Here is a 23972-nt window from a genome sequence, read left to right as displayed (position 1 = left end):
AGCCGATTCGGCCGCGCCGCCGCCTCAAGGCAACGGCGCTGGCCGCCCTGTCGCTAGGGCAAGGTGATCCACACGGCTTTGGTTTCCAGCAGGAACTCCAGCTGCTCGGCGCCCATGTCCTTGCCGTAGCCCGATTGCTTGTAGCCACCGAACGGCATGGACGGGTCCAGGGTGCTGTGCGCGTTGACGTACACGGTGCCGGCGCGCAGTTGCGGGATCAGGCCATGGACGCGGCCCAGGTCATTGGAATACAGCGCCGCCGCCAGGCCGAACGCCGAGTCGTTGGCCAGGGCCAGCGCCTCTTCCTGGCTGTCGAACGCCTGGGTGACCAGCACCGGGCCGAAGATTTCTTCCTGCACCACGCGCATGTCGTTGCGGCAGTTGGCGAAGATGGTCGGCTGCACATAGAACCCCGGGCCCGCGACAGGCTCGCCGCCGTAGTACAGCTGCGCACCCTCGGCCTGGCCCAGGGAAATGTAGCCGAGCACGCTTTGCTGCTGCTTGCGCGACACCATCGGGCTGATGAAGCAGTCCGGATCGAGGCCGGGGGCGATCTTCAGGGTGGCGGTGTAGTCGGCCAACGCCTGCAAAAATTGTGGGTAGATGCTGCGCTCGATGTAGGCACGGGTGCCGGCATCACAGACCTGCCCGGAGTTGAAGAACACGCCGTTGGCCACCGCCTGCGCCGCCGCCGGGATATCGGCATCGGCGAACACGATCACCGGCGATTTGCCGCCCAGCTCCAGGGTCAGGCGCTTCATCTGGTCCATCGACGCCTTGCCCACCGAGCAGCCGACCGGGGTCGAGCCGGTGAAGCTCAGCTTGTCGATGCCCGGGTGGCTGGTCATCGCCGTGCCGACCACGCTGCCGCGCCCGGTGACGATGTTGATCACACCGGCGGGGATGCCGGCCTCCTCCACCAGCTCGGCGAAGCGCAAGGCCGACAGGGAGGTCAGCTCGGCCGGCTTCACCACCACGGTGCAGCCGGTCGCCAGCGCGGCGCCGAGCTTCCAGGCCATGGTCTGCAGCGGGAAGTTCCAGGGCACGATCACGCCCACCACGCCGACCGGCTCTTTGCGGGTGTAGGCCAGGTAGTTGCCCGGCAGCGACGGCTCCACGGTGCGCCCGTGGATCTTGCTGGCCCAGCCGGCGAAGTAGCGGAAGGTGTCGAGGGTGCCCTGGATGTCCACGGCCCGCGCCTGCTCCACCGACTTGCCCATGTCGATCGATTCGATCTGCGCCAGCTCGTCGCCATTGCGTTCGACCAGGTCCGCCAGGCGATGCAGCAGGCGTTCGCGTTCCAGGGGCTTGAGCTGGCTCCAGGGGCCGCCGTCGAACTGTGCACGGGCGGCCTGCACTGCGCGGTCCAGGTCTTCGACGGTGCCCATGGGAATGTGGGTAAGTACCCCTTCGGTCGAGGGCTCGATCACCTCGCTGGTGGCGCCGTCGCTGGCCGCAAGCCAGGCGCCGCCGATGAACTGGCGCTGGGGTTTGGAAAGGAAGCGCTGGGTCGCCTCCAGCACACCGAATGCCTGCAGATAGTCTTTAACCTTGTTGTCCACGGTGTGTCCCCGGTCAGCGAGCGCGGGCGCGCTCATGGAAGATGAAGCCGATGCTGTTCATCAGCAGTTGCGCGGCGAGGATCGAGGTGACACCGGCCGGGTCGTAGGCCGGGGCCACTTCCACCAGGTCCATGCCGACCACCCTGCCCTGGCTGCGGCGTGCCAGCGCCTGGATGATCTCCAGCACCTCGTAGTAGAGGAAACCGCCGTGGCTCGGGGTGCCGGTGCCGGGGGCGATGGAGGGGTCGAAGCCGTCGATGTCGATGGTGATGTAGTAGTCGCGGCCTTGCGGGATCTTCGCCAGCACACCTTCCGGGCCGAGGCGGCGCACGTCGCGCACCGAGAGGATCTGCGAACCGGCGTCGCGGGCAGCGTCGTAGTCGTCGCGGTTGGACGAGGACACGTTGCGGATGCCCATCTGGGTCATGCCGACGATGTGGTCCAGCTCCGAGGCGCGGCGCAGCGGGCTGCCGTGGCCGTAGCGCACGCCGTGGCGCTCGTCGACGAAATCAAGGTGGGCGTCGAAGTGAATGATGTGGATCGGCCCGCGCCCTTCGAAGGCCTTGATCACCGGGGCGTGGATCGAGTGGTCGCCGCCCAGCACCACCGGCATGGCGCCCGAGGCGAGGATCTGGCGCACGGCCGCTTCGATGTTGGCGTTGCTGCTGGCCATGTCGGTGTGGACGATGTCGGCATCGCCCACATCGACCATGCGCACCTGCTCCTGGGTCAGGTAGGTGACGTCATCTTCGTGGTCGTAGGCGCCACTGTGGCCGAAGGAGAACAGCGTGGATGCCTCGCGAATGCCCCGCGGCCCGAAGCGTGCGCCAGAGCGCCACTGGGTGCCCATGTCGTTGGGCGCGCCGAGGATCGCGACATCGGCGTCGATGGCGTCCCAGTCGGTGCAGATGGGCGATTTGGCGAAAGTGCAATGCCCCACGAAGGGCAGGTTCAGGCGGCCGGATTCATAACCGTGCTTTGCCATGTTCGGGCTTCTCCACTTCTTGTTCTATTCAGGAGACGGCGCCCGCACAGGGCCGCCGTTGCAGCCACTATGGGCGCAGCCCGGCAGTGGAAAAATGCGCAACTGCAGATGCATAGATCGGCGAACCCGAAGTATTCGAAGCTTTTGAAAGCCGCAGGAACCCGGCGTTGCGGGAAAGCGCCCTGGCGTGCTTACCTTGGCAAAAAACAATCGATCGGCTGCTCATATCAGCTTCACCGATGTGACGCACCGACAGGAGGCCAGGCGTGATCCAGCTCCACGATGTCGATCTCAAGCTGCTCAGGGTATTTGCCACCATCGTGCGCTGCGGCGGCTTTTCTGCGGCGCAGGCCGCGCTCAATGCCGGCCAGTCGACCATCAGCGAACAGATGACCCACCTGGAAACGCGGCTGGGCGTGAAGCTGTGCCAGCGCGGGCGCAGCGGCTTTCGCCTGACCGAACAAGGGGTGGCGATCCATGAAGCGGCGCTGCGCCTGCTGGGCGCGGTAGAAAGCTTCTGCCTTGACGCCGACGTGCTCAAGCAGCACATCAGCGGCAAGCTCAACCTGGGCATCATCGACTCCACCCTCACCGACCCCGACTCGCCGGTGCCGCGCACCACCCAGCGCTTCGTTTCGCGCGGCCACGACGCCCACCTCAACGTCTACATCGGCACACCTGCCGAGCTTGAAGAACGCGTGCTCGACGGCCGCCTGCACCTGGCCATCGGGCACTTCCCCCTGCGAGTGCCGGGGCTGTCCTACCTGCCCCTGTACGACGAGGCGCTGGGCCTGTACTGCGGCCGCCGCCACCCCTTGTTCGCCAGCAAGGCCAGCAACGGCCGCCTGCTGGAGGAGGTGCGCGCCTGCCGCCTGGTCGCCCGCGGCTACATGCAGCAGTACGACCTCGACCAGTTGGGCATGAGCAAGGCCGCCGCCACGGTCGAGAACATCGAGGCGGCGGCGATCCTGATCATTTCCGGGGCGTATGTCGGTTTCTTGCCGGTGCACTTCACCGAGCAGTGGGTCAAGAGCGGCGAGATGTGCCGGTTGGGGGCGAACACGCTGGACCTGAGTTCGCCGTTTGATGTGATTACCCGCCGCGGGGTGGCGGCGCCGCCGATATTGCAGGCGTTTCTCGAGGATCTAGGGGCGTGCATGCAGCCGGTGGGGCTGCCTTGAGCCCCGGGAACAGGCTCAATTCGGTGCCGGCAACACGCTCATCGGATCCACCGGCTTGCCGTTCTGGCGGATCTCGAAGTACAGCTGCGTGCGGTCGGTATCCAGGTCGCCAGCCTCGGCGATCTTCTGGCCCTTGCTGACGGTCTGGCCTTCCTTGACCAGCAGCTTGCTGTTGTGGCCGTAGACACTGGCGTGCGCAGGCCCGTGCTGGAGGATGATCAGGTTGCCGTAGCCGCGAATGTTGGTGGCGAAAGCCACCTTGCCGCCGAGGCTGGCGAACACCGGCTGGCCTGGGCTTGCGGCGATGCGGATGCCCTTGCTGAGCTTGTCGGCCGGTGCGTAGCGGCCGATGACCACGGGGTTCTTGATCGGCCAGTCCCAGCCACGCAGGGTCACCTTGGTGGTTGGCGCGGCGGCGCCTTTAGCCGTCGTGGCGGTGCCGTTGCCTGGGCCGAAGCGAATGCTCTGGCCCACGTTCACCGCGTAAGGGGCGCTGATGTTGTTGTAGCGCGCCAGCGCCTTGAAGTCCCAGCCGTGGCGCGTGGCGATCGAATAGAGGGTATCGCCGCGCTTTACCTTGTAGACGCCACTGACGACCTTGTTGGCAGAAGCGCTGGAGCTTGGGGGTTGGGAACTGCACGCGGAGATCGACAGCAGGACAGCGATCAGAATGAACCTGAGAAACACACCACATCCTTTGAGCGGAGACGCGATTGATTGAGGCGGCCACTATAAAGCACTGCGCGCGGCGTGCATGCCTGGGCATGGCAAGAAATCAGCGCTATTTCTTTATCTGGCAGATGCCGTTGGCGCGGTTCTTACCGGTGTAGGACACGTCAGGGGAGCCATCGGGGTTGATCGACAACGAGATCGTCACGTTGCTGCCTTTGGCTTCGAAGTAGTTGTCGTTGAATTTCTTCAGCTTCGCTTCCTTGCCGTTGATGTAGATCGGGCCGCCCTTGTCGGCATGGACCTCGATGTTGCCGGGGCAGGTGGCGTTCAGAAGAGGGATCTGGGCTTGGGCCAGGCTGGAAAAGGCGACCAGAAGGCCTGATAGTAGTTTCTTCATCTCACGCGCCTTGATGGAGTTGTTCAGGAAGGGAGCGCAATAGTTTAGGCCGGCTCGTCGTCGAGCGCTCGTTGTGGGTTGAGCATTTCAAGGAGAGCAAGGAATGAGTATTCGCAGCTTGGCGAAAAACCTTCCGCCTGACCCTGATAACGAGGGCTGGGTGCTAGGGTGGGGCGTGCTGCGGGATCGACATCCGTGGCACTTTGTCGACGTGTATGCGGACCGTAATACCGCCAAGGTAGAGGCAGAGCGCCGTGGTGAAGGGTACGTGGTGGAGTACGGCTCGCACCGGCTGGGATCGGATGAATTCGTCAGCGGTGCAGCGCTGCCGGAAGGCTAGCAGCAGGTGGTATTCCCAAAATGTTCCCATTAGGCTTTTTTTTGGGACCTCAGAAACGCAAAAAGCCCTGAATAATCAGGGCTTTGAATATGGCGGAAGCGTAGAGATTCGAACTCTAGGATAGTTGCCCATCGACGGTTTTCAAGACCGTTGCCTTAAACCACTCGGCCACGCTTCCAGCTCGTTTTGCGGCGGCCATAATACCGTAATGAAACACGCTGTCAAACTCTCTATGACGCCGGTTACAGAACCTCTGATAGACTCCTTTGAATCAGAACGTTTCAAAACCACAGGTTTACCAAGGAGTGTCGCCATGCGCGAACAGGATTATGCCGTACACAACGGCCAGCAGGTCGAGCAGCGCGAGGTCAGCAAGGTCCTGCGCAACACGTACAGCCTGCTGGCACTCACCCTCGCCTTCAGCGGTGTGATGGCCTACATCTCCCAGCAGATGGGCGTGCGCTACCCCAACGTATTCGTGGTGCTGATCGGCTTCTACGGCCTGTTCTTCCTCACCGCCAAACTGCGTGATTCGGTCTGGGGCCTGGTGTCCACCTTCGCCCTCACCGGTTTCATGGGCTTCATTCTCGGCCCGATCCTCAACCGTTACCTGGGCATGAGCGGCGGCGCCGAAGTGGTCAGCTCGGCCTTTGCCATGACCGCGCTGGTGTTCGGTGGTCTGTCGGCCTATGTGCTGATCACCCGCAAGGACATGAGCTTCCTCAGCGGCTTCATCACCGCAGGCTTCTTCGTGCTGCTGGGCGCCGTGGTGGCCAGCTTCTTCTTCCAGATCAGCGGGCTGCAACTGGCGATCAGCGCGGGCTTCGTGCTGTTCTCTTCGGTCTGCATCCTGTTCCAGACCAGCGCGATCATCCATGGCGGTGAGCGTAACTACATCATGGCTACCATCAGCCTGTATGTATCGATCTACAACCTGTTCATCAGCTTGCTGCAGCTGTTCGGCATCATGGGCCGCGACGACTGATTCGATCGGTAAGAGAAAACCCGCTTCGGCGGGTTTTTTCATGGGCGGAAATTGACTTAAAGGTCAGCTTATTCAGCGATTCACCGCCGATCGTGCAGGTATCGTGCTTGCCACTACCCCAATCCCGCTTCATTCCGTAGAATGCGCTCCTTTTTTCATCCGGGGCAGCAACCTGCAATGAGCACACACGAACACAGCCCAGACGCGGCAGCGCCTGCCAACGAACTGGTGCTTGGCCTCGAAGACAAGCCGCGGCTGCTGATCGGCCTGCTGGCAGCGCTGCAGCATTTGCTGGCGATCATCGTACCGATCGTCACCCCAGGCCTGCTGATCTGCCAGGCGCTGGGCGTGTCGGCGCGCGACACCAACCTGATCGTGTCCATGTCGCTGGTGATTTCCGGCATCGCCACCTTCGTCCAGTGCAAACGCTTCGGCCCGTTCGGCGCCGGGCTGCTGATCGTGCAGGGCACCAGCTTCAACTTCGTCGGGCCGCTGATTGCCGGTGGCGCTTTGATGGTCAAGCAGGGTACGCCAGTGGAAAGCGTGATGGCGGCGATCTTCGGCGTGGTCATCGCCGGCTCGTTCGTGGAGATGGGTGTGTCGCGCATCCTGCCGTTCGTCAAACGGCTGATCACCCCGCTGGTAACCGGCATCGTCGTGCTGATGATCGGCCTGACCTTGATCAAGGTCGGCCTGATCAGCATGGGCGGCGGCTTCGGCGCGATGGCCGATGGCACCTTCGCCAATGGCGAGAACCTGCTGCTGTCGGGCGTGGTGCTGGCGATCATCGTGATCCTCAACCGCATCCCGGTGGTGTGGATGCGCAGCTGCGCCATCGTCATCGCCCTGGCCGTGGGCTATGCCCTGGCCGGCTACCTGGGCCGCCTGGACTTCACCGGCATGCACCAGGCCGCATTGTTCCAGGTGCCGACGCCGCTGCACTTTGGCCTGAGCTTCTCCTGGGCGCTGTTCATTCCAATGCTGGTGATCTACCTGGTGACCTCGCTGGAAGCCATCGGTGATGTCACCGCCACCAGCAAGGTCTCGCGCCAGCCGGTCGAAGGCCCGGTGTGGATGCAAAGGATCAAGGGTGGCGTGCTGGTCAACGGCGCCAACTCGCTGCTGGCTGGCCTGTTCAACACCTTCCCCAGCTCGATCTTCGCCCAGAACAACGGCGTGATTCAGCTGACCGGCATCGCCAGCCGCCATATCGGCATCTGGATTGCCGTGATGCTGGTGCTGCTGGGCCTGTTCCCAAGCGTTGCCGGGGTGATTCAGGCGGTGCCGGAGCCGGTGCTGGGTGGTGCGGCGATGGTCATGTTCGGCGCCGTAGCGGCATCGGGCATCAACATCCTGGCCAGCACCCGCCTCGACCGCCGCGCCTTGCTGATCATCTCGGTGTCGCTGGCGCTGGGCCTGGGCGTGGCCCAGGTACCCGAGTTCCTCGCACACATGCCCGCGGCGATTCGCCATGTGCTGGAGTCGGGCGTGGCCACCGGTGGCATCTGCGCCCTGCTGCTCAACTGGTTCCTGCCGGAGAGCAAGGAACACGCCTGACGCAGCCTGCTTCAGCCGACAAAGCCCGCGCCTGCCTGCGCGGGCTTTTTGCTTTATCATGGCCGCATTCCTTTGCATGAGTTGTCCATGAAATTCGCCATCGCGGTTTTTTCCCCGGCCCATGCGCCCTCCTCGCGCCGCGCCTTGCGCTTCGCCGAGGCGGTGCTGGCCGACGGGCATGAGATTGCCCGGCTGTTCTTCTACCAGGACGGGGTTCACAGCGCCTCGGCCAACATCGTCGCCCCCCAGGACGAGCTGGACGTGGCCGCGCAATGGCGCGCCTTCATCGAAAACCAGAAGCTCGACGCCGTGGTGTGCATTGCCGCCGCCTTGCGCCGTGGCGTGCTCGACCAGGCCGAAGCCGCGCGCTATCAGCGCCCGGCGGTGAACCTGCCCCAGCCCTGGGAGCTTTCGGGCCTCGGGCAGTTGCATGAGGCCGCGCAGGTTGCCGACCGCCTGGTCTGCTTTGGAGGCGATTGAAATGGCCAAGTCCTTGTTGATCATCAGCCGCCAGGCGCCGTGGAACGGCCCCGGCGCACGCGAAGCGCTGGACATCGCCCTTGCCGGCGGCGCCTTCGACCTGCCGCTGGGCATGCTGTTTCTCGATGACGGCGTCTTCCAGCTGGCGCCCGGCCAGCAACCTGCGGCCGTGCAGCAGAAAAACCTCGGCGCCAACCTGCAGGCACTGCCGATGTTCGGCGTCGAAGCCCTGTACGCCTGCCAGCACAGCCTGGCCCGCCGCGGCTTGCCCGCCGACACCCTGGAACTGGCGGTGGAGGTGCTGGACGATTCGGCGCTCAAGGCGCTGATTGCCCGTTACGACCAAGTGGTGACGCTCTGATGCCGACCTTGCACGTGATTTCCCATTCCCCGTTCGGCGATGAGCGCCTGGGCAGCTGCCTGCGCCTGCTGGGCAACGACGATGCCTTGCTGCTGTGCGGCGATGCGGTGTACGCCCTGCGCGAGGGCAGCGACAGCCTGCGCCAGCTGCAGGCCACCGGCCTGGAGCAGCGCCTGTTCGCCCTCGACGAAGACCTGCAAGCCCGCGCCATCACCAGCGAGCTGGCCAAGGCGGTGGATTACCCGGCCTTCGTCGCGCTGTCGCTGCACCATGACAAGGTGAACAGCTGGCTATGAACACTCTGACCGTTGGCGATCAGGCGATCGCCCTGGACAAGGACGGCTTCCTGGTCGACCTGCAAGACTGGTCCCATGAAGCCGCCGAGGCACTGGCCGCGCGCGAAAGCATTGCGCTAACCGCCGAGCACTGGGAAATCCTCGAGCTGCTGCGCCAGTTCTACGCGGAGTATCAGCTCTCCCCGGCCACTCGCCCGCTGATCAAGTACACCGCGCTCAAGCTGGGCGTGGAAAAGGGCAACAGCCCGCACCTCAACCGCCTGTTCAATGGCACCCCCGCCAAGCTCGCTGCCAAGCTCGCGGGCCTGCCCAAGCCGACCAACTGCATATGACCGACGCCCGCCCGCTGACCCTGGAAACCCCGGCCGAACACCCCTTCGCCGCCTTCGTGCGCATCCTTGGCAAGGGCAAGCGCGGCGCGCGCGGCCTGACCCGCGAAGAGGCCCGCGCCGCCATGACCCTGCTGCTCGAAGGCAAGGTCGAAGACACCCAGCTCGGGGCCTTCCTGATGCTGCTGCGGCACAAGGAAGAAAGCGCCGAGGAACTGGCCGGCTTCACCGAAGCCGTGCGTGCCCACCTGCAGGCGCCGCGTATCGCGGTCGACCTCGACTGGCCGAGCTATGCCGGCAAGAAGCGCCACCTGCCGTGGTACCTGCTGGCGGCCAAGTGCCTGGCCAACAACGGCGTGCGGATTCTTCTGCACGGAGGTGGCGCGCACACGGCCGGGCGCCTGTACACCGAGCAGTTGCTGGCCCTGCTGGAGATTCCGCTGTGCCGTGACTGGCCGGCGGTCAGCCAGGCCCTGGACCAGCATCACCTGGCCTTTGCGCCGCTGCACGACTGGGCGCCGCAGCTGCAGCGGATGATCGACCTGCGCAACACCCTCGGCCTGCGCTCGCCCATCCACTCCCTGGCCCGGGTGCTCAACCCATTGGGCGCCCGCTGCGGCCTGCAGAGCATCTTCCACCCCGGCTATCAGGCCGTGCACCGCGAAGCCAGCCGCCTGCTCGGCGACCATGCCGTGGTGATCAAGGGCGACGGTGGCGAGATCGAGGTCAACCCTGACGTGATCAGCCACCTGTATGGCACCAGTGCAGGGCAAAGCTGGGACGAGGAATGGCCGGCGCTCAGCGAACGCCGCCATGTGAAGCCGCCAAGCCTGGAGCCGGAGCAGCTGCTGGCCGTCTGGCGCGGCGAGGCCGAGGACAGCTACGGTGAGATGGCCGTGGTCGCCACCATGGCGCTGGCCCTGCGCGGCCTGGGCCAGGACCGCGAACAGGCATTCGCCACCGCACGCGGCTACTGGAGCGCGCGCAACCAATCGAATAAGTAGATAGCTACCCCGCAGTCTTTGCGCTAGTTGTTCGAACGATATCCCCTAGACTGGGCTCCAACGACAAACGACTTTGTTCCGAGGAGCTCACCATGGGCCTTTTGATCGACGGCCGCTGGCATGACCAGTGGTACGAAAACGGCAAGGACGGCGCCTTCAAGCGCGAGAACGCCCAACGCCGCAATCAACTGCCCGCCGCCGAGGCTGGCCGCTATCACCTGTATGTGTCGCTGGCGTGCCCCTGGGCCCACCGCACCCTGATCGTGCGCGCGCTCAAAGGCCTGGAGCCGTTGATCGATGTGTCGGTGGTGAGCTGGCTGATGCAGGAGAACGGCTGGACCTTCGACCAGCAGCAAGGCTCCAGCGGCGATCACCTCGACGGCCTCACCTACCTGCACCAGCGCTACACCCAGGACGACCCGCACTACACCGGCCGCGTGACCGTGCCCGTGCTGTGGGACAAGCAGGACAAGCGCATCGTCAACAACGAGTCGTCGGAGATCATCCGCATCTTCAACAGCGCCTTCAATGCGCTGACCGGCAACCACCTGGACCTGTATCCCGAGCCGCTGCGCCCAGCCATCGAGGCGCTTAACGCCCGCATCTACCCGGCGGTGAACAACGGCGTGTATCGCGCAGGCTTCGCCACCACGCAGGAGGCCTATGAGGCCGCGTTCGACGAAGTGTTCGATGAGCTGGATCATCTGGAAGGGTTGCTGGATCGCCAGCGCTACCTGGCCGGGGAATACCTGACCGAGGCTGATGTGCGGCTGTTTACCACGCTGGTGCGCTTCGATGCGGTGTACCACGGGCACTTCAAGTGCAACCTGCGCCGCCTGAGCGATTACCCGAACTTGTCGAACTGGCTGAGGGAGCTATATCAGTGGCCGGGGGTGGCGCAGACGGTGGATATGGAGCACATCCAGAAGCACTATTACATGAGCCACAAGACTATCAACCCGAATGGGATTGTGCCCAAGGGGCCGCTTCAGGACTTCAACGAGCCGCATGATCGGGAGCGATTGGCGGGCAAGGGGATCTGGCGGGGCTGAGACAGCTGGGGCTGCTTTGCAGCCCTTTCGCGACACAAGGCCGCTCCTACAAAGACCCCATGGTGTCCTGTAGGAGCGGCCTTGTGTCGCGAAAGGGCCGCAAAGCGGCCCCAGCTATTCCTAGTCCTGCTGCGCCCCTTCGAACCAGGCCAGCTTCTCGCGCAACCGCACCACTTCCCCGACGATCACCAAGGTCGGCGCATGCACCTCATGCCGAGCCACCAGCGCCGGCAAGTCCGCCAGGGTACCGGTGAACACCCGCTGATTGCGCGTCGTCCCCTGCTGCACCAGCGCTGCCGGCGTGCTGGCCGCACGCCCATGGCGAATCAGCTCGGCACAAATGGTCGGCAACCCCACCAGGCCCATGTAGAACACCAGGGTCTGCGCCGGCGCCACCAGGTCATCCCAAGGCAGGTTGCTGGTGCCGTCCTTGAGGTGGCCGGTCACGAAGCGCACCGACTGGGCATAGTCACGGTGAGTCAGCGGAATCCCGCCATAGGCGGAACAACCACTGGCCGCCGTAATGCCCGGCACCACCTGGAACGGGATGCCCTGCTCGGCCAGCTCTTCGATCTCCTCGCCACCCCGGCCGAAGATGAACGGGTCACCGCCCTTGAGCCGCAGTACGCGCTTGCCTTGCTTGGCCAAATCGACCAGCAGGCGGTTGATCTGGTCCTGCGGCACGGCGTGGTCGGCGCGGCGCTTGCCCACGTAGATACGTTCGGCATCGCGCCGGCACATCTCGATGATCGCAGGCGCCACCAGGCGGTCGTACAGCACCACGTCGGCCTGCTGCATCAGGCGCAAGGCACGGAAGGTCAGCAAGTCCGGATCACCCGGGCCCGCCCCCACCAGATACACCTCGCCGCCCTGCTGCACCGGCGCGCCGTCGACCATTGCCTGCAACAGCTTCTCGGCCTCGGCGCCCTGCCCGGCCAGCTGGCGCTCGGCAATCGGGCCCTGGAAAACGGTTTCCCAGAAGCCGCGGCGCTGGTTGACGTCGGGGTACAACGCCTTGACCCGGTCGCGAAAACGCGCGGCCAGGCCGGCCAGTTCACCATAGGCAGACGGAATCCAGGCCTCCAGCTTGGCGCGAATCAAGCGCGCCAGCACCGGGGCGTCTCCGCCACTGGACACCGCCACCACCAGGGGTGAGCGGTCGACGATGGCCGGGAAGATCACCGTGCACAAGGCCGGCGCATCCACCACGTTGACCGGCAGGCTCAGCGCCTGCGCATCGGCCGACACCTGGGCATTGAGCCCAGGGTCGTCGGTGGCTGCGATCACCAGCCGGCAACCGGCCAGGTCGCCTGCCTGATAGCCACGCACCAGCACCTCGCCGCCACCTTCACGGGCCAGCGCAGCCAGCTGGCCGTCGACGTCGGGCGCTACCACCCGCAGCGCGGCGCCGGCATCGGCCAGCAGGCGCGCCTTGCGCAAGGCGATTTCACCGCCGCCGACGACCAGCACGCGGCCGCCCTGCAGCTTGTGGAACAGCGGCAGGTAATCCATTTAGCGGATGACCTCGACACCACCCATGTACGGCTTGAGCACGTCCGGCACGCGGATCGAGCCGTCGGCCTGCTGGTAGTTCTCCAGCACCGCAACCAGGGTGCGGCCTACCGCCAGGCCGGAGCCATTGAGGGTGTGCACCAGTTCCGGCTTGCCGGTTTCCGGGTTGCGCCAGCGCGCCTGCATGCGGCGGGCCTGGAAGTCGCCGCAGTTGGAGCAGGAGCTGATCTCGCGGTACTTGTCCTGGCTCGGCACCCACACTTCCAGGTCGTAGGTCTTCACCGCGCCAAAGCCCATGTCGCCGGTGCACAGGGCCAGCACGCGGTACGGCAGCTCCAGCAGCTGCAGCACGCGCTCGGCGTTGGCGGTCAGGCCTTCCAGGGCTTCCATCGACTTGGCCGGCTCGACCACCTGGACCATCTCGACCTTGTCGAACTGGTGCTGGCGGATCATGCCGCGGGTGTCGCGGCCCGACGCACCGGCTTCGCTGCGGAAGCACGGGGTGTGGGCAACCAGCTTGAGCGGCAGCTGCTTGGCGTCGAGGATCTCGCCCGCCACCAGGTTGGTCAGCGACACTTCGGCGGTCGGGATCAGGTAGAAGTCGGCTTCGCCTTCGCGGCTGATCTTGAACAGGTCTTCCTCGAACTTCGGCAGCTGGCCAGTGCCCTGCAGGGCCGGAGCCTGTACCAGGTACGGGGTGTAGTGCTCCTCGTAGCCGTGCTCGCCGGTGTGCAGGTTGATCATGAACTGCGCCAGGGCGCGGTGCAGGCGGGCGATTGGCCCACGCAGCACGGCAAAGCGGGCGCCAGACAGCTTGGCAGCGGCTTCGAAGTCCAGGCCACCGCTGATCTCGCCCAGGGCGACGTGGTCCTTGATCTCGAAATCGAAGGTGGCCGGGGTGCCCCAGCGGCGCACTTCGACGTTGTCGTCTTCGCTGGCACCGACCGGCACGCTGGCGTCCGGCAGGTTCGGGATGGTCAGCAGAATGCCGTCCAGCTCGGCCTGGATGCCGTCCAGCTCGACCTTGCCAGCGGCCAGTTCATTGGCCATGCGCTCGACGTCGGCCATCAGCGGCGCGATGTCTTCGCCCTTGGCCTTGGCCTGGCCGATGGACTTGGAGCGGGCATTACGCTCGGCCTGCAACTGTTCGGTACGGGTCTGTACCGCCTTGCGGCGCTCTTCCAGTGATTCGATGCGCGCGACATCCAGGCTGAAGCCACGGGAGGCGAGGCGGTCAGCCACTTCCTGGAGTTGGCCGCGTAACAGTTTGGAATCGAGCATGTCGTTCTCTCGTTATGTATAGAGGTTGGTTCAGAGTCGGGTCAGGGACAGGCCGGCCCAGGTGGCCAGGAGCCCGCCCATCACGCTAATACCGGTATAGCCCACGGCCAGGGGCACTTGCCCACTTTCCATGAGGCGCACGGTATCGAGCGAAAAGGAGGAAAAGGTCGTCAGCCCGCCCAGGAAGCCGACGATCAGGCCGGCGCGCAGCTCCACCGGGGCCATTGGTTTGTGCAGGAACAGGCCGTAGAGCAGGCCGATCAGCAGGCAGCCGACCAGGTTGACCGCCAGGGTACCGAGGTAGAAGTGCCGCGGCCAGTTGGCCGCCACCCAGTTCGAGGTGGCGAAACGCAGCAAGGTACCGGCAATGCCACCTGCGCTGACGGCGGCGATGAGTGCGATCACGGTTTTCTCCGTTGGCGGGGGCTGTTGCGGTCGAGTTCGTGCAGGTGGCGCAACTTTTCGCCGATCTTCAGCTCCAGGCCGCGCGGCACCGGCTGGTAATAAGGGCGCGGTTCGAGCTGGTCGGGGAAGTAGTCTTCACCGGCAGCGTAGGCGTCGGGCTCGTCGTGGGCGTAGCGGTATTCATCGCCGTAGCCCAGTTGCTTCATCAGTTTGGTCGGTGCGTTGCGCAGGTGCAGCGGCACTTCCAGCGAGCCATGCTCGGCGGCCTCGCGCAGGGCGGTCTTGAAGCCCATGTACACGGCGTTGCTCTTCGGTGCGCAGGCGATGTAGGTGATGGCCTGGGCCACTGCCAGCTCGCCCTCGGGGCTGCCCAGGCGCTCCTGCACGTCCCAGGCCGCCAGGCACAGGCTCAGGGCGCGCGGGTCGGCGTTGCCGATGTCTTCGCTGGCCATGCGCACCACGCGGCGGGCGATGTACAGCGGGTCGCAGCCGCCGTCGAGCATGCGCGCGAACCAGTACAGCGCAGCATCCGGGTTGGAGCCGCGCACCGATTTGTGCAACGCGGAAATCTGGTCGTAGAAGGCCTCGCCGCCCTTGTCGAAGCGCCGACGGCTGTCGCCAAGCAGGCTCTGCAGCAGCTCGACGGCGATCTCGCCACCGTCCTCGGCAAGGTCGGAGGCGTTCTCGAGGAAGTTGAGCATGCGCCGGCCATCGCCGTCGGCGGCGGCCATGAGCATCTTGAAGGCGTCGTCACCGACCCGCAGGTTGCGCTTGCCCAGGCCCCGCTCTTCGCTGAGGGCCCGGTCGACCAGCTTGCGCAGTGCAGGCTCGTCGAGGCTCTTGAGCACGTATACCCGGGCCCGCGAGAGCAAGGCGTTGTTCAGCTCGAAGGACGGGTTTTCAGTGGTGGCGCCGATGAAAATCAGCGTGCCGTCTTCCACGAACGGCAGGAAGGCATCCTGCTGCGACTTGTTGAAGCGGTGCACCTCGTCGACGAACAGGATGGTGCGCCGGCCGTACTGGGCGGCCTGCTGCTTGGCCACCTCCACCGCCTGGCGGATCTCCTTGACCCCGGCCAGCACCGCCGACACCGTTTCGAAGTGGGCATCGCAGAACTGTGCCAGCAGCCGCGCCAGGGTGGTCTTGCCCACCCCCGGCGGGCCCCAGAAGATCATCGAGTGCAGCGCACCCTGCTCCAGCGCCTCGCGCAGCGGTTTGCCGCGCGCCAGCAAGTGCTCCTGGCCGACGTACTCATCCAGGTTGGACGGGCGCAGTCGGGCAGCCAGGGGCTGGGCAACAGGTTCGCTTCGAAACAGGTCCATGACGAGCTCCGCTTACTCCTTGATCACGTCAGCGCCTTTGGGGATGTCGAACTTGAACTGGCTGTCCGGCACCGCCTGGTTGGCCTTGACCCCGTTGAACAGGATGTTGGTGCGCTGGCCGACGCTGTCGACCAGTTGCATGTCGTTGATCAGGCCCTTGCGGAACGACACGCGCAGCGAGTCGAACAAGGTGTCCTTGGTTTTCGGCTTGAGAGTGAAGTCCATCACTTCGCCCTGCTCCTTGGAGGTGATGTCGAAGCTCTGGCTGATTTTCGACACGTCGCCGGAGAGCAGCAGCGCCGGGGTCTGGTTCAGGCGCACGTCGAGCTTCTTGATGGTCGCCTGCTCAAGGTCCGGGTCCCACAGGGTGACGTTCTTGCCGTCGGAAACCACCACCTGCTCCTGCGGCGCATTGGTGTGCCAGTAGAACAGGCCCGGGCGCTTGACGGTCATCTTGCCGGACGTTTCCTGCAGGCTGGTGCCGCCGGCATCCAGGGTCAGCTGGGAGAAATTGGCTTCGATGGTCTGGGACTTTTCCAGCAACTGGGTCAGGCGCTGTACGTCCTGTTCGGCGGCGTGGGCCGAGACAGACGCCAGGGTCAGGGCAGAAACCAACAGCATGCGAATCGCGCGCATGTTAATCCTCATTGAGCATTGAAGGAGCCCGGCGCCACCGTTGGCGCCGGGCAAGGTGTTCATCAGTCGCGTGGGCCGCCTGGGGCGATCACTTCTCGCGAGCCGTTGCTGTTCATTGGCGTGACCACGCCGGCCATCTCCATCGCCTCGATCATGCGGGCGGCGCGGTTGTAGCCGATCTTCAGCTTGCGCTGCACCGCCGAAATCGAGGCGCGGCGGCTTTCGAGCACGAACTGCACGGCCTCATCATACAGCGCGTCGCTTTCCGAATCTTCGCCATCGCCACCACCGCCGCCGCCTTCGAAGCCGCTGCCGGCCTCTTCCACGCCGTTGAGGATGTCGTCGTTGTAGTCCGGTGCGCCACGCAGCTTCCAGGCTTCCACCACGCGGTGCACTTCATCGTCGGAGACGAACGCGCCGTGCACGCGGATCGGCAGGCTGGTGCCCGGCGGCATGTAGAGCATGTCACCGTGGCCCAGCAACTGCTCGGCACCACCCTGGTCGATGATGGTCCGCGAGTCGATCTTGCTCGACACCTGGAACGCCATGCGGGTCGGGATGTTGGCCTTGATCAGGCCGGTGATCACGTCCACCGACGGGCGCTGGGTGGCGAGGATCAGGTGGATACCGGCTGCCCGCGCCTTCTGCGCGATACGCGCGATCAGCTCTTCGACCTTCTTGCCGACGATCATCATCATGTCGGCGAACTCGTCGACCACCACCACGATGGTCGGCAGGGTCTTCAGCGCCGGCGGCTCGTCGTCCATGCTTTCGCGGCGGTACAGCGGGTCGTGGATGACCTCGCCCGCTTCCTGGGCGTCCTTGATCTTGCGGTTGAAGCCGGCCAGGTTGCGCACGCCCATCGCGGCCATCAGCTTGTAGCGCCGCTCCATCTCGGCCACGCTCCAGCGCAGGGCGTTGGCGGCGTCCTTCATGTCGGTGACCACCGGGCACAGCAGGTGCGGGATACCTTCGTAGATCGACAGCTCGAGCATCTTCGGGTCGATCATGATCAGCCGCGCGTCTTCCGGGCTGGACTTGAACAGGATCGACAGGATCATCGCGTTCACGCCCACCGACTTACCGGAACCGGTGGTACCGGCCACCAGCAGGTGCGGCATCTTGGCAAGGTCGGTGATCACCGGCTTACCGCCGATGTCGTGGCCCAGGGCCAGGGTGACAGGCGACTTCTGCTCATCGTACTGCGGGGTCGCCAGCACTTCGGAGAAGCGCACCATCTGGCGGTTCTCGTTGGGGATCTCGATACCCACGGTGGTCTTGCCGGGGATGACTTCGACCACACGCACGCTGGTCACTGCAATCGACCGCGCAAGGTCCTTGGCCAGGTTGGCGATACGGCTGACCTTGACCCCGGCCGCCGGCTGGATCTCGTAGCGGGTGATCACCGGGCCCGGGTGGATGGAGTCCACCGTGACTTCCACGCCGAATTCCTTGAGCTTGATTTCCAGCAACTGGCCGACGCCGGCCAGGGATTCTGGCGAGTACTCGATCTTCTTCTCTTCGGCCGGGTCGAGGATCGAGATCGACGGCAAGGTGCCTTCCACGGCGCTGTCGATGAACAACGGCGCCTGCTTCTCTTTCATCACCCGCTTGCTGGGCTCCGGCGCCTTCACCGCAGGCGGCATGATCACCGGGGCGGCCACGGGCTGCTCGCGCGGGATTACCGTCTCGCGGGGCACCACGGGCTCACGCTGCACGACCGCCCGGGCTGGCGGCTCTTCGCGCTCGACAACGCGCTCACGCGGCTGCGGCTTGATCGGTTCGCGCTTTTCGGCTGCCATGGGCGCTGCGTCGAAGTTCGGCTCGTCCACTTCACGCAGCTGCGCCACCAGGCGCTTGCGCTCGTTGCGCGCTTCCCACCAGCGGTTGGCCGCGCCTTGCACCAGCTCGAACAGGTCGAGGGTGATCTTGCCGGTCATGTCCATCACCTTGAACCAGGACAGGTCGGTGAACACGGTCAGGCCGAACAGGAACAGGGCAATGAACATCAGCGTGCTGCCCTGCACGTTGAGCAGGTTGCGCGCCAGGTCGCCCAGGCTTTCGCCCAGGGCGCCGCCGGCGGAGAACGGCAGGCTGGCTGCAGGGTGGAAATGGATATGCGCCAGGGCGGCGCCGGACAGCACCAGGAACACCAGGCCAATCAGCCGCCAGGAGAACAGCCAGCCGCTCCACTGCCAGGGCTGGTGACGCTCGCGGAAGATCTGCCAGGTCTTGATCGCCAGCAGCAGCGGGAATATGTAGGCGAAGTAGCCAAGCACCATGAACAGGATGTCGGCGAAATAGGCACCGGCGCGCCCGGCGGCGTTCTGCACCTGGTCGACGTTGCTGGTGTGGCTGAAGCCTGGGTCGGAGGTGTCGTAGGTCAGCAGTGCCATCCACAGGTACAGGCACAGTGCGCCGACAGCGATCAACGCACCTTCCTTGAGGCGGTAATGCAGCTGCTGCCGCCACTGGGGCACAGGCAAAGGAGCTGGAGTTGCGGTGGATTTCTTCAAAACGCGTCTATTCCTGCGCGGTGCTGCGCGTCCAGTAGTGATCGGCCGGTGTCTGGCCAATGAACCCCTACTTTTAACATTACTGCCCGCCGGCCGCTATGGCGGCACGCCGTATGGAGCTTGGCTGGGGGCGACTTTCGTGTAGGTGCAATTTGAGCATGCATTTTCTTTTGTGACAAAGGCTTATGCTGTGTTTTTGCACAGGTGTGACAGCAAATGTGCCAGATGGTGCCTGCGGCTGCATGAATGTGTAGGAAATTGCCTATATGGCGGCCAGCCATGGGGCCAAAGAGATTGACCCTGCCTGGCACCCGCGCCATGCTGGCCTCTCCCCTCCCCCACCGCACGATAGACCATGCTCACCTGGCTGACCCGCGACTCGCTGACCTTCCCGCCCCTGGAAAAGGCCCTGCACGACCCCAACGGGCTGCTGGCGGCCGGTGGCGACCTGAGCCCCGATCGCTTGGTGCAGGCCTATCGCCATGGCTGCTTCCCCTGGTACCAGGACGGCCAGCCGATCCTCTGGTGGTCGCCTGACCCGCGCACGGTGCTGCTCCCGAACGAACTGCACGTTTCGCGCTCGCTGGCCAAGCTGATGCGCCAAGGCCGCTACCAGGTCAGCTTCGACACCGACTTCCCTGCCGTGATCGCCGCCTGCGCCGCACCCCGCGACTATGCCGACGGCACCTGGATCACCGACACCATGCGCGATGCCTACTGCGAGCTGCACCGGCGCGGCATCGCCCACTCGGTGGAAGTGCGCCAGGACGGCGAGCTGGTCGGCGGGCTGTATGGCCTGGCCATGGGCCGGCTGTTTTTCGGCGAGTCGATGTTCAGCCGCGCCGACAACGCCTCCAAGGTCGGTTTCGTGACCCTGGTCGAGCACCTGCGCGAGGCCGGCTTCGTGCTGATCGACTGCCAGATGCCGACCAACCACCTGCACAGCCTCGGCGCCCGCGCCATCAGCCGGGCAGACTTTGCCGGGTACCTCGGGCAGTACCTCGACCAGCCCAACAGCGCCAGTTGGCGGACCTAGGCGAGTTTTGCCAGCTGGCTTACACTTAAAGCAAAGTCTCACCGAAGGGGTCGATCATGACAGAGTTGGCGCGTTTGAAGTTCTATGCCACTCAACCCCACTCCTGCAGCTACCTGCCGGACGAGCAGGCCACCACCCTGTTCCTCGACCCCAGCCAGCCGATGGACGTGCATGTGTATGCCGACCTGTCGGAGATGGGTTTTCGGCGCAGTGGCGACCACCTGTACCGCCCGCATTGCCAGAACTGCAACGCCTGCGTGCCGGCGCGCATCCCTGCGGCGCGCTTCATCCCCAACCGCCAGCAACGGCGCATACTCAAGCGCAATGCCGACCTGACCGTGACTGCCGCGCGCCCGGCCTTCAAGGAAGAGTACTTCGACCTGTACCGACGCTACATCGAGACCCGCCACGCCGATGGCGACATGTACCCGCCCAGCCGCGATCAGTTTTCCACCTTCCTGGTACGCGACCTGCCGTTCTGCTGGTTCTACGAGTTTCGCCTGGCCGGGCGCCTGCTGGCGGTGGCGGTGTGCGACCTGCTGCCCAACGGCCTGTCGGCGGTGTACACCTTCTACGAGCCGGACGAGGAACGGCGCAGCCTGGGGCGTTTTGCCATCCTCTGGCAGATCACCGAGGCCCTGCGCCAGGATCTGGAGGCGGTATACCTTGGTTACTGGATCAAGAACTGCAAGAAGATGAACTACAAGACGCAGTACCGGCCCATCGAATTGCTGATCAACCAGCGCTGGGTCACCCTCAATTGAAAGCATTGGCTTGAAACACCTTTTTCCGGCATAATCCACGCCACTTTTTTGCCCGGTGCGGTTATGCGTCGGGCCAACACTGGATACCGAGGGCTCAACTGCATGTCGAAAGAAGACAGCTTCGAAATGGAAGGTACTGTCGTCGACACCCTGCCCAACACCATGTTCCGCGTGGAGTTGGAAAACGGGCACGTCGTAACCGCGCACATCTCCGGAAAGATGCGCAAGAACTACATCCGCATTCTCACTGGCGACAAGGTCCGCGTCGAGCTGACGCCTTATGACCTGAGCAAGGGCCGCATTACTTATCGTGCGCGCTAAGCTTAAGCCATGAAAAAGCCCGGCCAAGTGCCGGGCTTTTTTGTGCCTTCAACATTGTGAGGGCTGCCTTGCAGCCCATCGCCGGCAAGCCGGCTCCTACAGCCGTGGGAGCCGGCTTGCCGGCGATGGGCCGCAAAAGCGGCCCCTTGTCACGCAACTTCTGCCGTGGTCTCGAAATCGAACACCAGTTCGCCATCGCGCAGGTCGATGTGCACCACACCGCCATGCTCGGCCAGCTCGCCAAACAGGATCTCCTCGGCCAATGGCCGCTTGATCTTGTCCTGGATAAGCCGCGCCATCGGCCGCGCCCCCATCTGCACATCGTAGCCCGACGCCGCCAGCCAGCCGCGAGCATCGTCGCTGACTTCCAGCAGCACGCGCTTGTCTTCCAGCTGGGCCTGCAGTTCGATGAGGAACTTGTCGACGATGCTCTTGATCGTCTCGTGGCTCAGGCGGCCGAACTGGATGATGGTGTCCAGGCGGTTACGGAACTCCGGCGTGAAGCTCTTGCGAATGACTTCCATTGCATCGGACGCGTGGTCCTGATGGGTAAAGCCGATCGACGCCCGTGCCGCGGTTTCAGCCCCGGCGTTGGTGGTCATGATCAGGATCACGTTACGGAAGTCGGCCTTGCGCCCGTTGTTGTCGGTCAGGGTGCCGTGGTCCATCACCTGCAGCAGCAGGTTGAAGACTTCCGGGTGGGCCTTCTCGATTTCGTCGAGCAGCAACACGCAATGCGGCTGCTTGGTGATGGCCTCGGTCAGCAGGCCCCCCTGGTCGAACCCGACATAGCCTGGAGGCGCACCGATCAGGCGCGACACGGTGTGCCGCTCCATGTACTCGGACATGTCGAAGCGCACCAGCTCAACCCCCAGGGCCTTGGCCAGCTGCCGCGCGGCCTCGGTCTTGCCGACGCCGGTCGGGCCGGCGAACAGGAACGAGCCGACCGGTTTGTCCGGCGCCTTGAGGCCGGCACGCGACAGCTTGATGGCCGTGGCCAGCGAGTCGATGGCAGCATCCTGGCCGAACACGGTCAGTTTCAGGTCGCGCTCCAGGTTACGCAGCAGCTCCTTGTCGGAACTGGTGACGTGCTTTGGCGGAATCCGCGCGATCTTGGCGACGATGTCCTCGACCTGCGGCACTTCGATACGCTTGACGCGGTTGGCCTCAGGCTGCAGGCGCTGGTAGGCACCCGCCTCGTCGATCACGTCGATGGCCTTGTCCGGCATGTGGCGATCATTGATGTAGCGCGAGGCCAGCTCTGCCGCTGCACGCAGCGCTTCGTCGCTGTACTCGATGTTGTGGTGGCTTTCGAACCGCCCCTTCAGGCCGCGCAGGATGCCGACGGTGTCTTCCACCGATGGCTCGCTGACATCGACCTTCTGGAAACGCCGCGCCAGGGCCCGGTCTTTCTCGAAGATGCCGCGAAATTCCTGGAAGGTGGTCGAGCCGATGCAACGGATCTCACCGGACGACAGCAGCGGCTTGAGCAGGTTGGACGCATCCATCACGCCACCGGAGGCCGCACCGGCACCGATGATGGTGTGGATCTCGTCGATGAACAGAATCGCCTGCGGGCGCTTGCGCAGCTCACCGAGCAGCGCCTTGAAGCGCTTTTCGAAGTCGCCGCGGTACTTGGTGCCGGCCAGCAGTGCGCCAAGGTCCAGCGAGTACACCACGCTCTGCGCCAGCAGGTCGGGCACCTGGCCATCGACGATGCGCTTGGCCAGGCCTTCGGCGATGGCGGTCTTGCCGACACCGGCCTCGCCCACCAGCAGCGGGTTGTTCTTGCGCCGCCGGGCTAGGATCTGCGCAACGCGCTCGACCTCCTGCTCGCGGCCTACCAGCGGGTCGATCCGGCCGGCACGGGCCAGCTCGTTGAGATTGCTGGCATAGGCATCCAGGGGGTTGCTCGAAGAGGAGGTTTCAGCACCGTCCTCGTCCTGCATTTCCTGGTCGTTTTCACTGTGCGGGCCATGGCCCGGCACCTTGGAGATGCCATGGGCGATGTAGTTGACCACGTCGATACGGGCCACGCTCTGCTGCTTGAGCAGGAACACGGCCTGGCTTTCCTGTTCGCTGAAGATCGCCACCAGCACATTGGCGCCGGTCACTTCGCGCTTGCCGGAGCTTTGCACGTGGAACACGGCACGCTGCAGCACACGCTGGAAGCCCAGGGTCGGCTGGGTTTCGCGGTCTTCGTCATTGACGGGAATAAGGGGTGTGGTGGAATCGATGAACTCTTGCAGGTCGTGCTTGAGTTTGTCGAGATTGGCGCCACAGGCGCGCAGAACGGTCGCGGCAGCCTCATTGTCAAGGAGTGCCAGCAGCAGATGCTCGACGGTCATGAACTCATGACGCTTCGAACGAGCCTCCTTGAAGGCAAGATTGAGGGTGACTTCGAGCTCGCGGTTTAACATAGCTTCACCTCATACCCAAGTGGTCGGCGATTAACCGTCCTTCTCGATTTCACAGAGTAGCGGATGCTGGCTTTCCCTGGCGTATTGGTTGACCTGCATGGCCTTTGTTTCGGCGATGTCACGGGTAAACAATCCGCACACTGCCCGCCCTTCGGTATGGACGGTCAGCATGATCTTGGTCGCCAGCTCGCGGTTCAAACTAAAGAACGTTTCGAGCACTTCGACGACGAAATCCATCGGCGTGTAGTCATCGTTGAACAAAACCACCTTGTACATCGGTGGCGCCTGCAGGATCGGCTTGGCTTCCTGTACCGCAAGACCTGAGCCGTCGTCCTCGTTCGTTTGCGGGCGATCCTGATTGAATGTTAGTCGAATCTCGCTTGGTGCATGCATGGAAAGAATTTCATCATGATCGACAAGTTAAGGTTGTGGGTTGACCGCACAGGCCACTGCCGGCGCTGGCGCCGGGCGACCTTGACTATCGGCAAAACGGTGTTACAACCAATAAGAACCCACCGTGGTCGATAAAGATCCGCGCAGTCAACCAGATTTTTCGCA

The 23972-nt window shown here is 64.3% G+C and carries 25 protein-coding genes and 1 tRNA gene; 13 read left to right on the top strand and 13 right to left on the bottom strand.

Annotation, left to right across the window (positions count from 1 at the left end; genetic code table 11):
• Positions 1-53: 53 nt before the first annotated feature.
• Together ACIPG5_RS02185 and speB are read right to left on the bottom strand one after the other, a co-directional pair.
• The gene (locus ACIPG5_RS02185) at positions 54-1562 is read right to left on the bottom strand and encodes an aldehyde dehydrogenase family protein (protein ID WP_401373091.1); all 1509 of its coding nucleotides are present in this window, start codon (positions 1560-1562) and stop codon (positions 54-56) included.
• A 13-nt stretch (positions 1563-1575) separates the two neighbouring features.
• Positions 1576-2547 carry an agmatinase gene (gene speB / locus ACIPG5_RS02180; RefSeq protein WP_176515120.1) on the bottom strand — a complete coding sequence of 324 codons (972 nt, stop codon included), beginning with the start codon at positions 2545-2547 and terminating at the stop codon, positions 1576-1578.
• 266 nt (positions 2548-2813) lie between these two features.
• Between speB and ACIPG5_RS02175 the strand changes: the two genes are divergently transcribed.
• Complete coding sequence (locus ACIPG5_RS02175) at positions 2814-3728, top strand: LysR family transcriptional regulator (protein ID WP_176515121.1); 915 nt, start codon at positions 2814-2816, stop codon at positions 3726-3728.
• Positions 3729-3743: 15 nt separating this feature from the next.
• Here the strand turns inward: ACIPG5_RS02175 and ACIPG5_RS02170 are convergent, their stop codons facing one another.
• Both ACIPG5_RS02170 and ACIPG5_RS02165 read right to left on the bottom strand, forming a co-directional pair.
• Positions 3744-4415 (bottom strand): peptidoglycan DD-metalloendopeptidase family protein, encoded by a 672-nt coding sequence (locus tag ACIPG5_RS02170; RefSeq protein ID WP_176515122.1) that lies wholly within the window; start codon positions 4413-4415, stop codon positions 3744-3746.
• Positions 4416-4509: 94 nt separating this feature from the next.
• Positions 4510-4797 carry a hypothetical protein gene (locus ACIPG5_RS02165; RefSeq protein ID WP_176515123.1) on the bottom strand — a complete coding sequence of 96 codons (288 nt, stop codon included), beginning with the start codon at positions 4795-4797 and terminating at the stop codon, positions 4510-4512.
• A gap of 103 nt (positions 4798-4900) precedes the next feature.
• On the opposite strand from ACIPG5_RS02165, the gene ACIPG5_RS02160 reads away from it, so the two are divergent.
• Entirely contained in the window at positions 4901-5137 is a 237-nt protein-coding gene (locus tag ACIPG5_RS02160; protein ID WP_176515125.1) for a hypothetical protein, read from the top strand.
• Positions 5138-5227: 90 nt separating this feature from the next.
• Here ACIPG5_RS02160 and ACIPG5_RS02155 read toward each other — a convergent pair.
• Positions 5228-5315 (bottom strand) — tRNA-Ser (locus tag ACIPG5_RS02155).
• Between the two features lie 135 nt (positions 5316-5450).
• Between ACIPG5_RS02155 and ACIPG5_RS02150 the strand changes: the two genes are divergently transcribed.
• The 8 genes from ACIPG5_RS02150 (at position 5451) to ACIPG5_RS02115 (ending at position 11201) form a co-directional block, all read left to right on the top strand.
• Complete coding sequence (locus ACIPG5_RS02150) at positions 5451-6122, top strand: Bax inhibitor-1/YccA family protein (protein ID WP_008094725.1); 672 nt, start codon at positions 5451-5453, stop codon at positions 6120-6122.
• A 177-nt stretch (positions 6123-6299) separates the two neighbouring features.
• Positions 6300-7679 (top strand): nucleobase:cation symporter-2 family protein, encoded by a 1380-nt coding sequence (locus ACIPG5_RS02145; protein WP_176515129.1) that lies wholly within the window; start codon positions 6300-6302, stop codon positions 7677-7679.
• Between the two features lie 87 nt (positions 7680-7766).
• Positions 7767-8159 carry a sulfurtransferase complex subunit TusD gene (gene tusD / locus ACIPG5_RS02140; RefSeq protein ID WP_401373087.1) on the top strand — a complete coding sequence of 131 codons (393 nt, stop codon included), beginning with the start codon at positions 7767-7769 and terminating at the stop codon, positions 8157-8159.
• A 1-nt stretch (position 8160) separates the two neighbouring features.
• On the top strand, positions 8161-8520 hold the full coding sequence (gene tusC, locus ACIPG5_RS02135; protein ID WP_176515134.1) for a sulfurtransferase complex subunit TusC: 360 nt from the start codon (positions 8161-8163) through the stop codon (positions 8518-8520).
• A complete protein-coding gene (gene tusB, locus ACIPG5_RS02130; RefSeq protein ID WP_401373084.1) occupies positions 8520-8816 on the top strand; it encodes a sulfurtransferase complex subunit TusB in 297 nt (98 codons plus the stop codon). Before tusC ends, tusB begins: the two co-directional genes overlap by 1 nt.
• Entirely contained in the window at positions 8813-9148 is a 336-nt protein-coding gene (locus tag ACIPG5_RS02125) for a TusE/DsrC/DsvC family sulfur relay protein (protein ID WP_176515138.1), read from the top strand. Before tusB ends, ACIPG5_RS02125 begins: the two co-directional genes overlap by 4 nt.
• 14 nt (positions 9149-9162) lie before the next feature.
• A complete protein-coding gene (locus tag ACIPG5_RS02120) occupies positions 9163-10149 on the top strand; it encodes a glycosyl transferase family protein (RefSeq protein WP_401373355.1) in 987 nt (328 codons plus the stop codon).
• 92 nt (positions 10150-10241) lie between these two features.
• A complete protein-coding gene (locus tag ACIPG5_RS02115) occupies positions 10242-11201 on the top strand; it encodes a glutathione S-transferase family protein (protein ID WP_401373082.1) in 960 nt (319 codons plus the stop codon).
• A 120-nt stretch (positions 11202-11321) separates the two neighbouring features.
• Here ACIPG5_RS02115 and cysG read toward each other — a convergent pair whose 3' ends face one another.
• The 6 genes from cysG to ACIPG5_RS02085 all read right to left on the bottom strand — a co-directional run bounded on the left by cysG (position 11322) and on the right by ACIPG5_RS02085 (position 18873).
• On the bottom strand, positions 11322-12713 hold the full coding sequence (cysG, locus tag ACIPG5_RS02110; protein ID WP_176515144.1) for a siroheme synthase CysG: 1392 nt from the start codon (positions 12711-12713) through the stop codon (positions 11322-11324).
• Complete coding sequence (gene serS, locus ACIPG5_RS02105) at positions 12714-13994, bottom strand: serine--tRNA ligase (protein WP_176515146.1); 1281 nt, start codon at positions 13992-13994, stop codon at positions 12714-12716.
• A 30-nt stretch (positions 13995-14024) separates the two neighbouring features.
• Positions 14025-14399, bottom strand: coding sequence for a fluoride efflux transporter CrcB (gene crcB / locus ACIPG5_RS02100; RefSeq protein WP_176515148.1), 375 nt, complete (start codon positions 14397-14399; stop codon positions 14025-14027).
• Positions 14396-15721, bottom strand: coding sequence for a replication-associated recombination protein A (locus tag ACIPG5_RS02095; RefSeq protein ID WP_176515150.1), 1326 nt, complete (start codon positions 15719-15721; stop codon positions 14396-14398). The genes crcB and ACIPG5_RS02095 overlap by 4 nt, the downstream gene beginning before the upstream one ends.
• A gap of 12 nt (positions 15722-15733) precedes the next feature.
• Entirely contained in the window at positions 15734-16357 is a 624-nt protein-coding gene (gene lolA / locus ACIPG5_RS02090) for an outer membrane lipoprotein chaperone LolA (RefSeq protein WP_176515152.1), read from the bottom strand.
• Between the two features lie 62 nt (positions 16358-16419).
• Positions 16420-18873, bottom strand: a complete 2454-nt coding sequence (locus tag ACIPG5_RS02085; RefSeq protein WP_401373079.1) for a DNA translocase FtsK — start codon at positions 18871-18873, stop codon at positions 16420-16422.
• Between the two features lie 355 nt (positions 18874-19228).
• Between ACIPG5_RS02085 and aat the strand changes: the two genes are divergently transcribed.
• From aat to infA, 3 genes are all read left to right on the top strand, one after another.
• Positions 19229-19909: a leucyl/phenylalanyl-tRNA--protein transferase gene (gene aat, locus ACIPG5_RS02080; protein WP_176515156.1), complete on the top strand. Its 681-nt coding sequence runs from the start codon at positions 19229-19231 to the stop codon at positions 19907-19909.
• A 56-nt stretch (positions 19910-19965) separates the two neighbouring features.
• Positions 19966-20673: an arginyltransferase gene (locus ACIPG5_RS02075; RefSeq protein WP_008097741.1), complete on the top strand. Its 708-nt coding sequence runs from the start codon at positions 19966-19968 to the stop codon at positions 20671-20673.
• Positions 20674-20775: 102 nt separating this feature from the next.
• Positions 20776-20994 (top strand): translation initiation factor IF-1, encoded by a 219-nt coding sequence (gene infA, locus ACIPG5_RS02070; protein ID WP_002553999.1) that lies wholly within the window; start codon positions 20776-20778, stop codon positions 20992-20994.
• A 149-nt stretch (positions 20995-21143) separates the two neighbouring features.
• On the opposite strand, the gene clpA is transcribed toward infA, so the two are convergent.
• Positions 21144-23414: an ATP-dependent Clp protease ATP-binding subunit ClpA gene (gene clpA / locus ACIPG5_RS02065; RefSeq protein ID WP_176515158.1), complete on the bottom strand. Its 2271-nt coding sequence runs from the start codon at positions 23412-23414 to the stop codon at positions 21144-21146.
• A gap of 30 nt (positions 23415-23444) precedes the next feature.
• Complete coding sequence (clpS, locus tag ACIPG5_RS02060; protein ID WP_016488124.1) at positions 23445-23807, bottom strand: ATP-dependent Clp protease adapter ClpS; 363 nt, start codon at positions 23805-23807, stop codon at positions 23445-23447.
• Positions 23808-23972 lie beyond the last annotated feature (165 nt).

Source organism: Pseudomonas sp. NPDC087029 (genome assembly GCF_044745345.1).
GTDB lineage: Bacteria > Pseudomonadota > Gammaproteobacteria > Pseudomonadales > Pseudomonadaceae > Aquipseudomonas > Aquipseudomonas faucium.
This window is presented reverse-complemented; position numbering and strand designations above follow the sequence as displayed.

Bases quoted from the DNA above. Each gene is read 5' to 3' on its own strand.
- speB (WP_176515120.1), bottom strand. From the start codon at position 2,547: ATGGCAAAGCACGGTTATGAATCCGGCCGCCTGAACCTGCCCTTCGTG.
- ACIPG5_RS02165 (WP_176515123.1), bottom strand. From the start codon at position 4,797: ATGAAGAAACTACTATCAGGCCTTCTGGTCGCCTTTTCCAGCCTGGCC.
- ACIPG5_RS02160 (WP_176515125.1), top strand. From the start codon at position 4,901: ATGAGTATTCGCAGCTTGGCGAAAAACCTTCCGCCTGACCCTGATAAC.
- ACIPG5_RS02150 (WP_008094725.1), top strand. From the start codon at position 5,451: ATGCGCGAACAGGATTATGCCGTACACAACGGCCAGCAGGTCGAGCAG.
- ACIPG5_RS02145 (WP_176515129.1), top strand. From the start codon at position 6,300: ATGAGCACACACGAACACAGCCCAGACGCGGCAGCGCCTGCCAACGAA.
- tusD (WP_401373087.1), top strand. From the start codon at position 7,767: ATGAAATTCGCCATCGCGGTTTTTTCCCCGGCCCATGCGCCCTCCTCG.
- tusC (WP_176515134.1), top strand. From the start codon at position 8,161: ATGGCCAAGTCCTTGTTGATCATCAGCCGCCAGGCGCCGTGGAACGGC.
- tusB (WP_401373084.1), top strand. From the start codon at position 8,520: ATGCCGACCTTGCACGTGATTTCCCATTCCCCGTTCGGCGATGAGCGC.
- ACIPG5_RS02125 (WP_176515138.1), top strand. From the start codon at position 8,813: ATGAACACTCTGACCGTTGGCGATCAGGCGATCGCCCTGGACAAGGAC.
- ACIPG5_RS02115 (WP_401373082.1), top strand. From the start codon at position 10,242: ATGGGCCTTTTGATCGACGGCCGCTGGCATGACCAGTGGTACGAAAAC.
- cysG (WP_176515144.1), bottom strand. From the start codon at position 12,713: ATGGATTACCTGCCGCTGTTCCACAAGCTGCAGGGCGGCCGCGTGCTG.
- serS (WP_176515146.1), bottom strand. From the start codon at position 13,994: ATGCTCGATTCCAAACTGTTACGCGGCCAACTCCAGGAAGTGGCTGAC.
- ACIPG5_RS02095 (WP_176515150.1), bottom strand. From the start codon at position 15,721: ATGGACCTGTTTCGAAGCGAACCTGTTGCCCAGCCCCTGGCTGCCCGA.
- lolA (WP_176515152.1), bottom strand. From the start codon at position 16,357: ATGCGCGCGATTCGCATGCTGTTGGTTTCTGCCCTGACCCTGGCGTCT.
- aat (WP_176515156.1), top strand. From the start codon at position 19,229: ATGCTCACCTGGCTGACCCGCGACTCGCTGACCTTCCCGCCCCTGGAA.
- ACIPG5_RS02075 (WP_008097741.1), top strand. From the start codon at position 19,966: ATGACAGAGTTGGCGCGTTTGAAGTTCTATGCCACTCAACCCCACTCC.
- infA (WP_002553999.1), top strand. From the start codon at position 20,776: ATGTCGAAAGAAGACAGCTTCGAAATGGAAGGTACTGTCGTCGACACC.
- clpA (WP_176515158.1), bottom strand. From the start codon at position 23,414: ATGTTAAACCGCGAGCTCGAAGTCACCCTCAATCTTGCCTTCAAGGAG.
- clpS (WP_016488124.1), bottom strand. From the start codon at position 23,807: ATGCATGCACCAAGCGAGATTCGACTAACATTCAATCAGGATCGCCCG.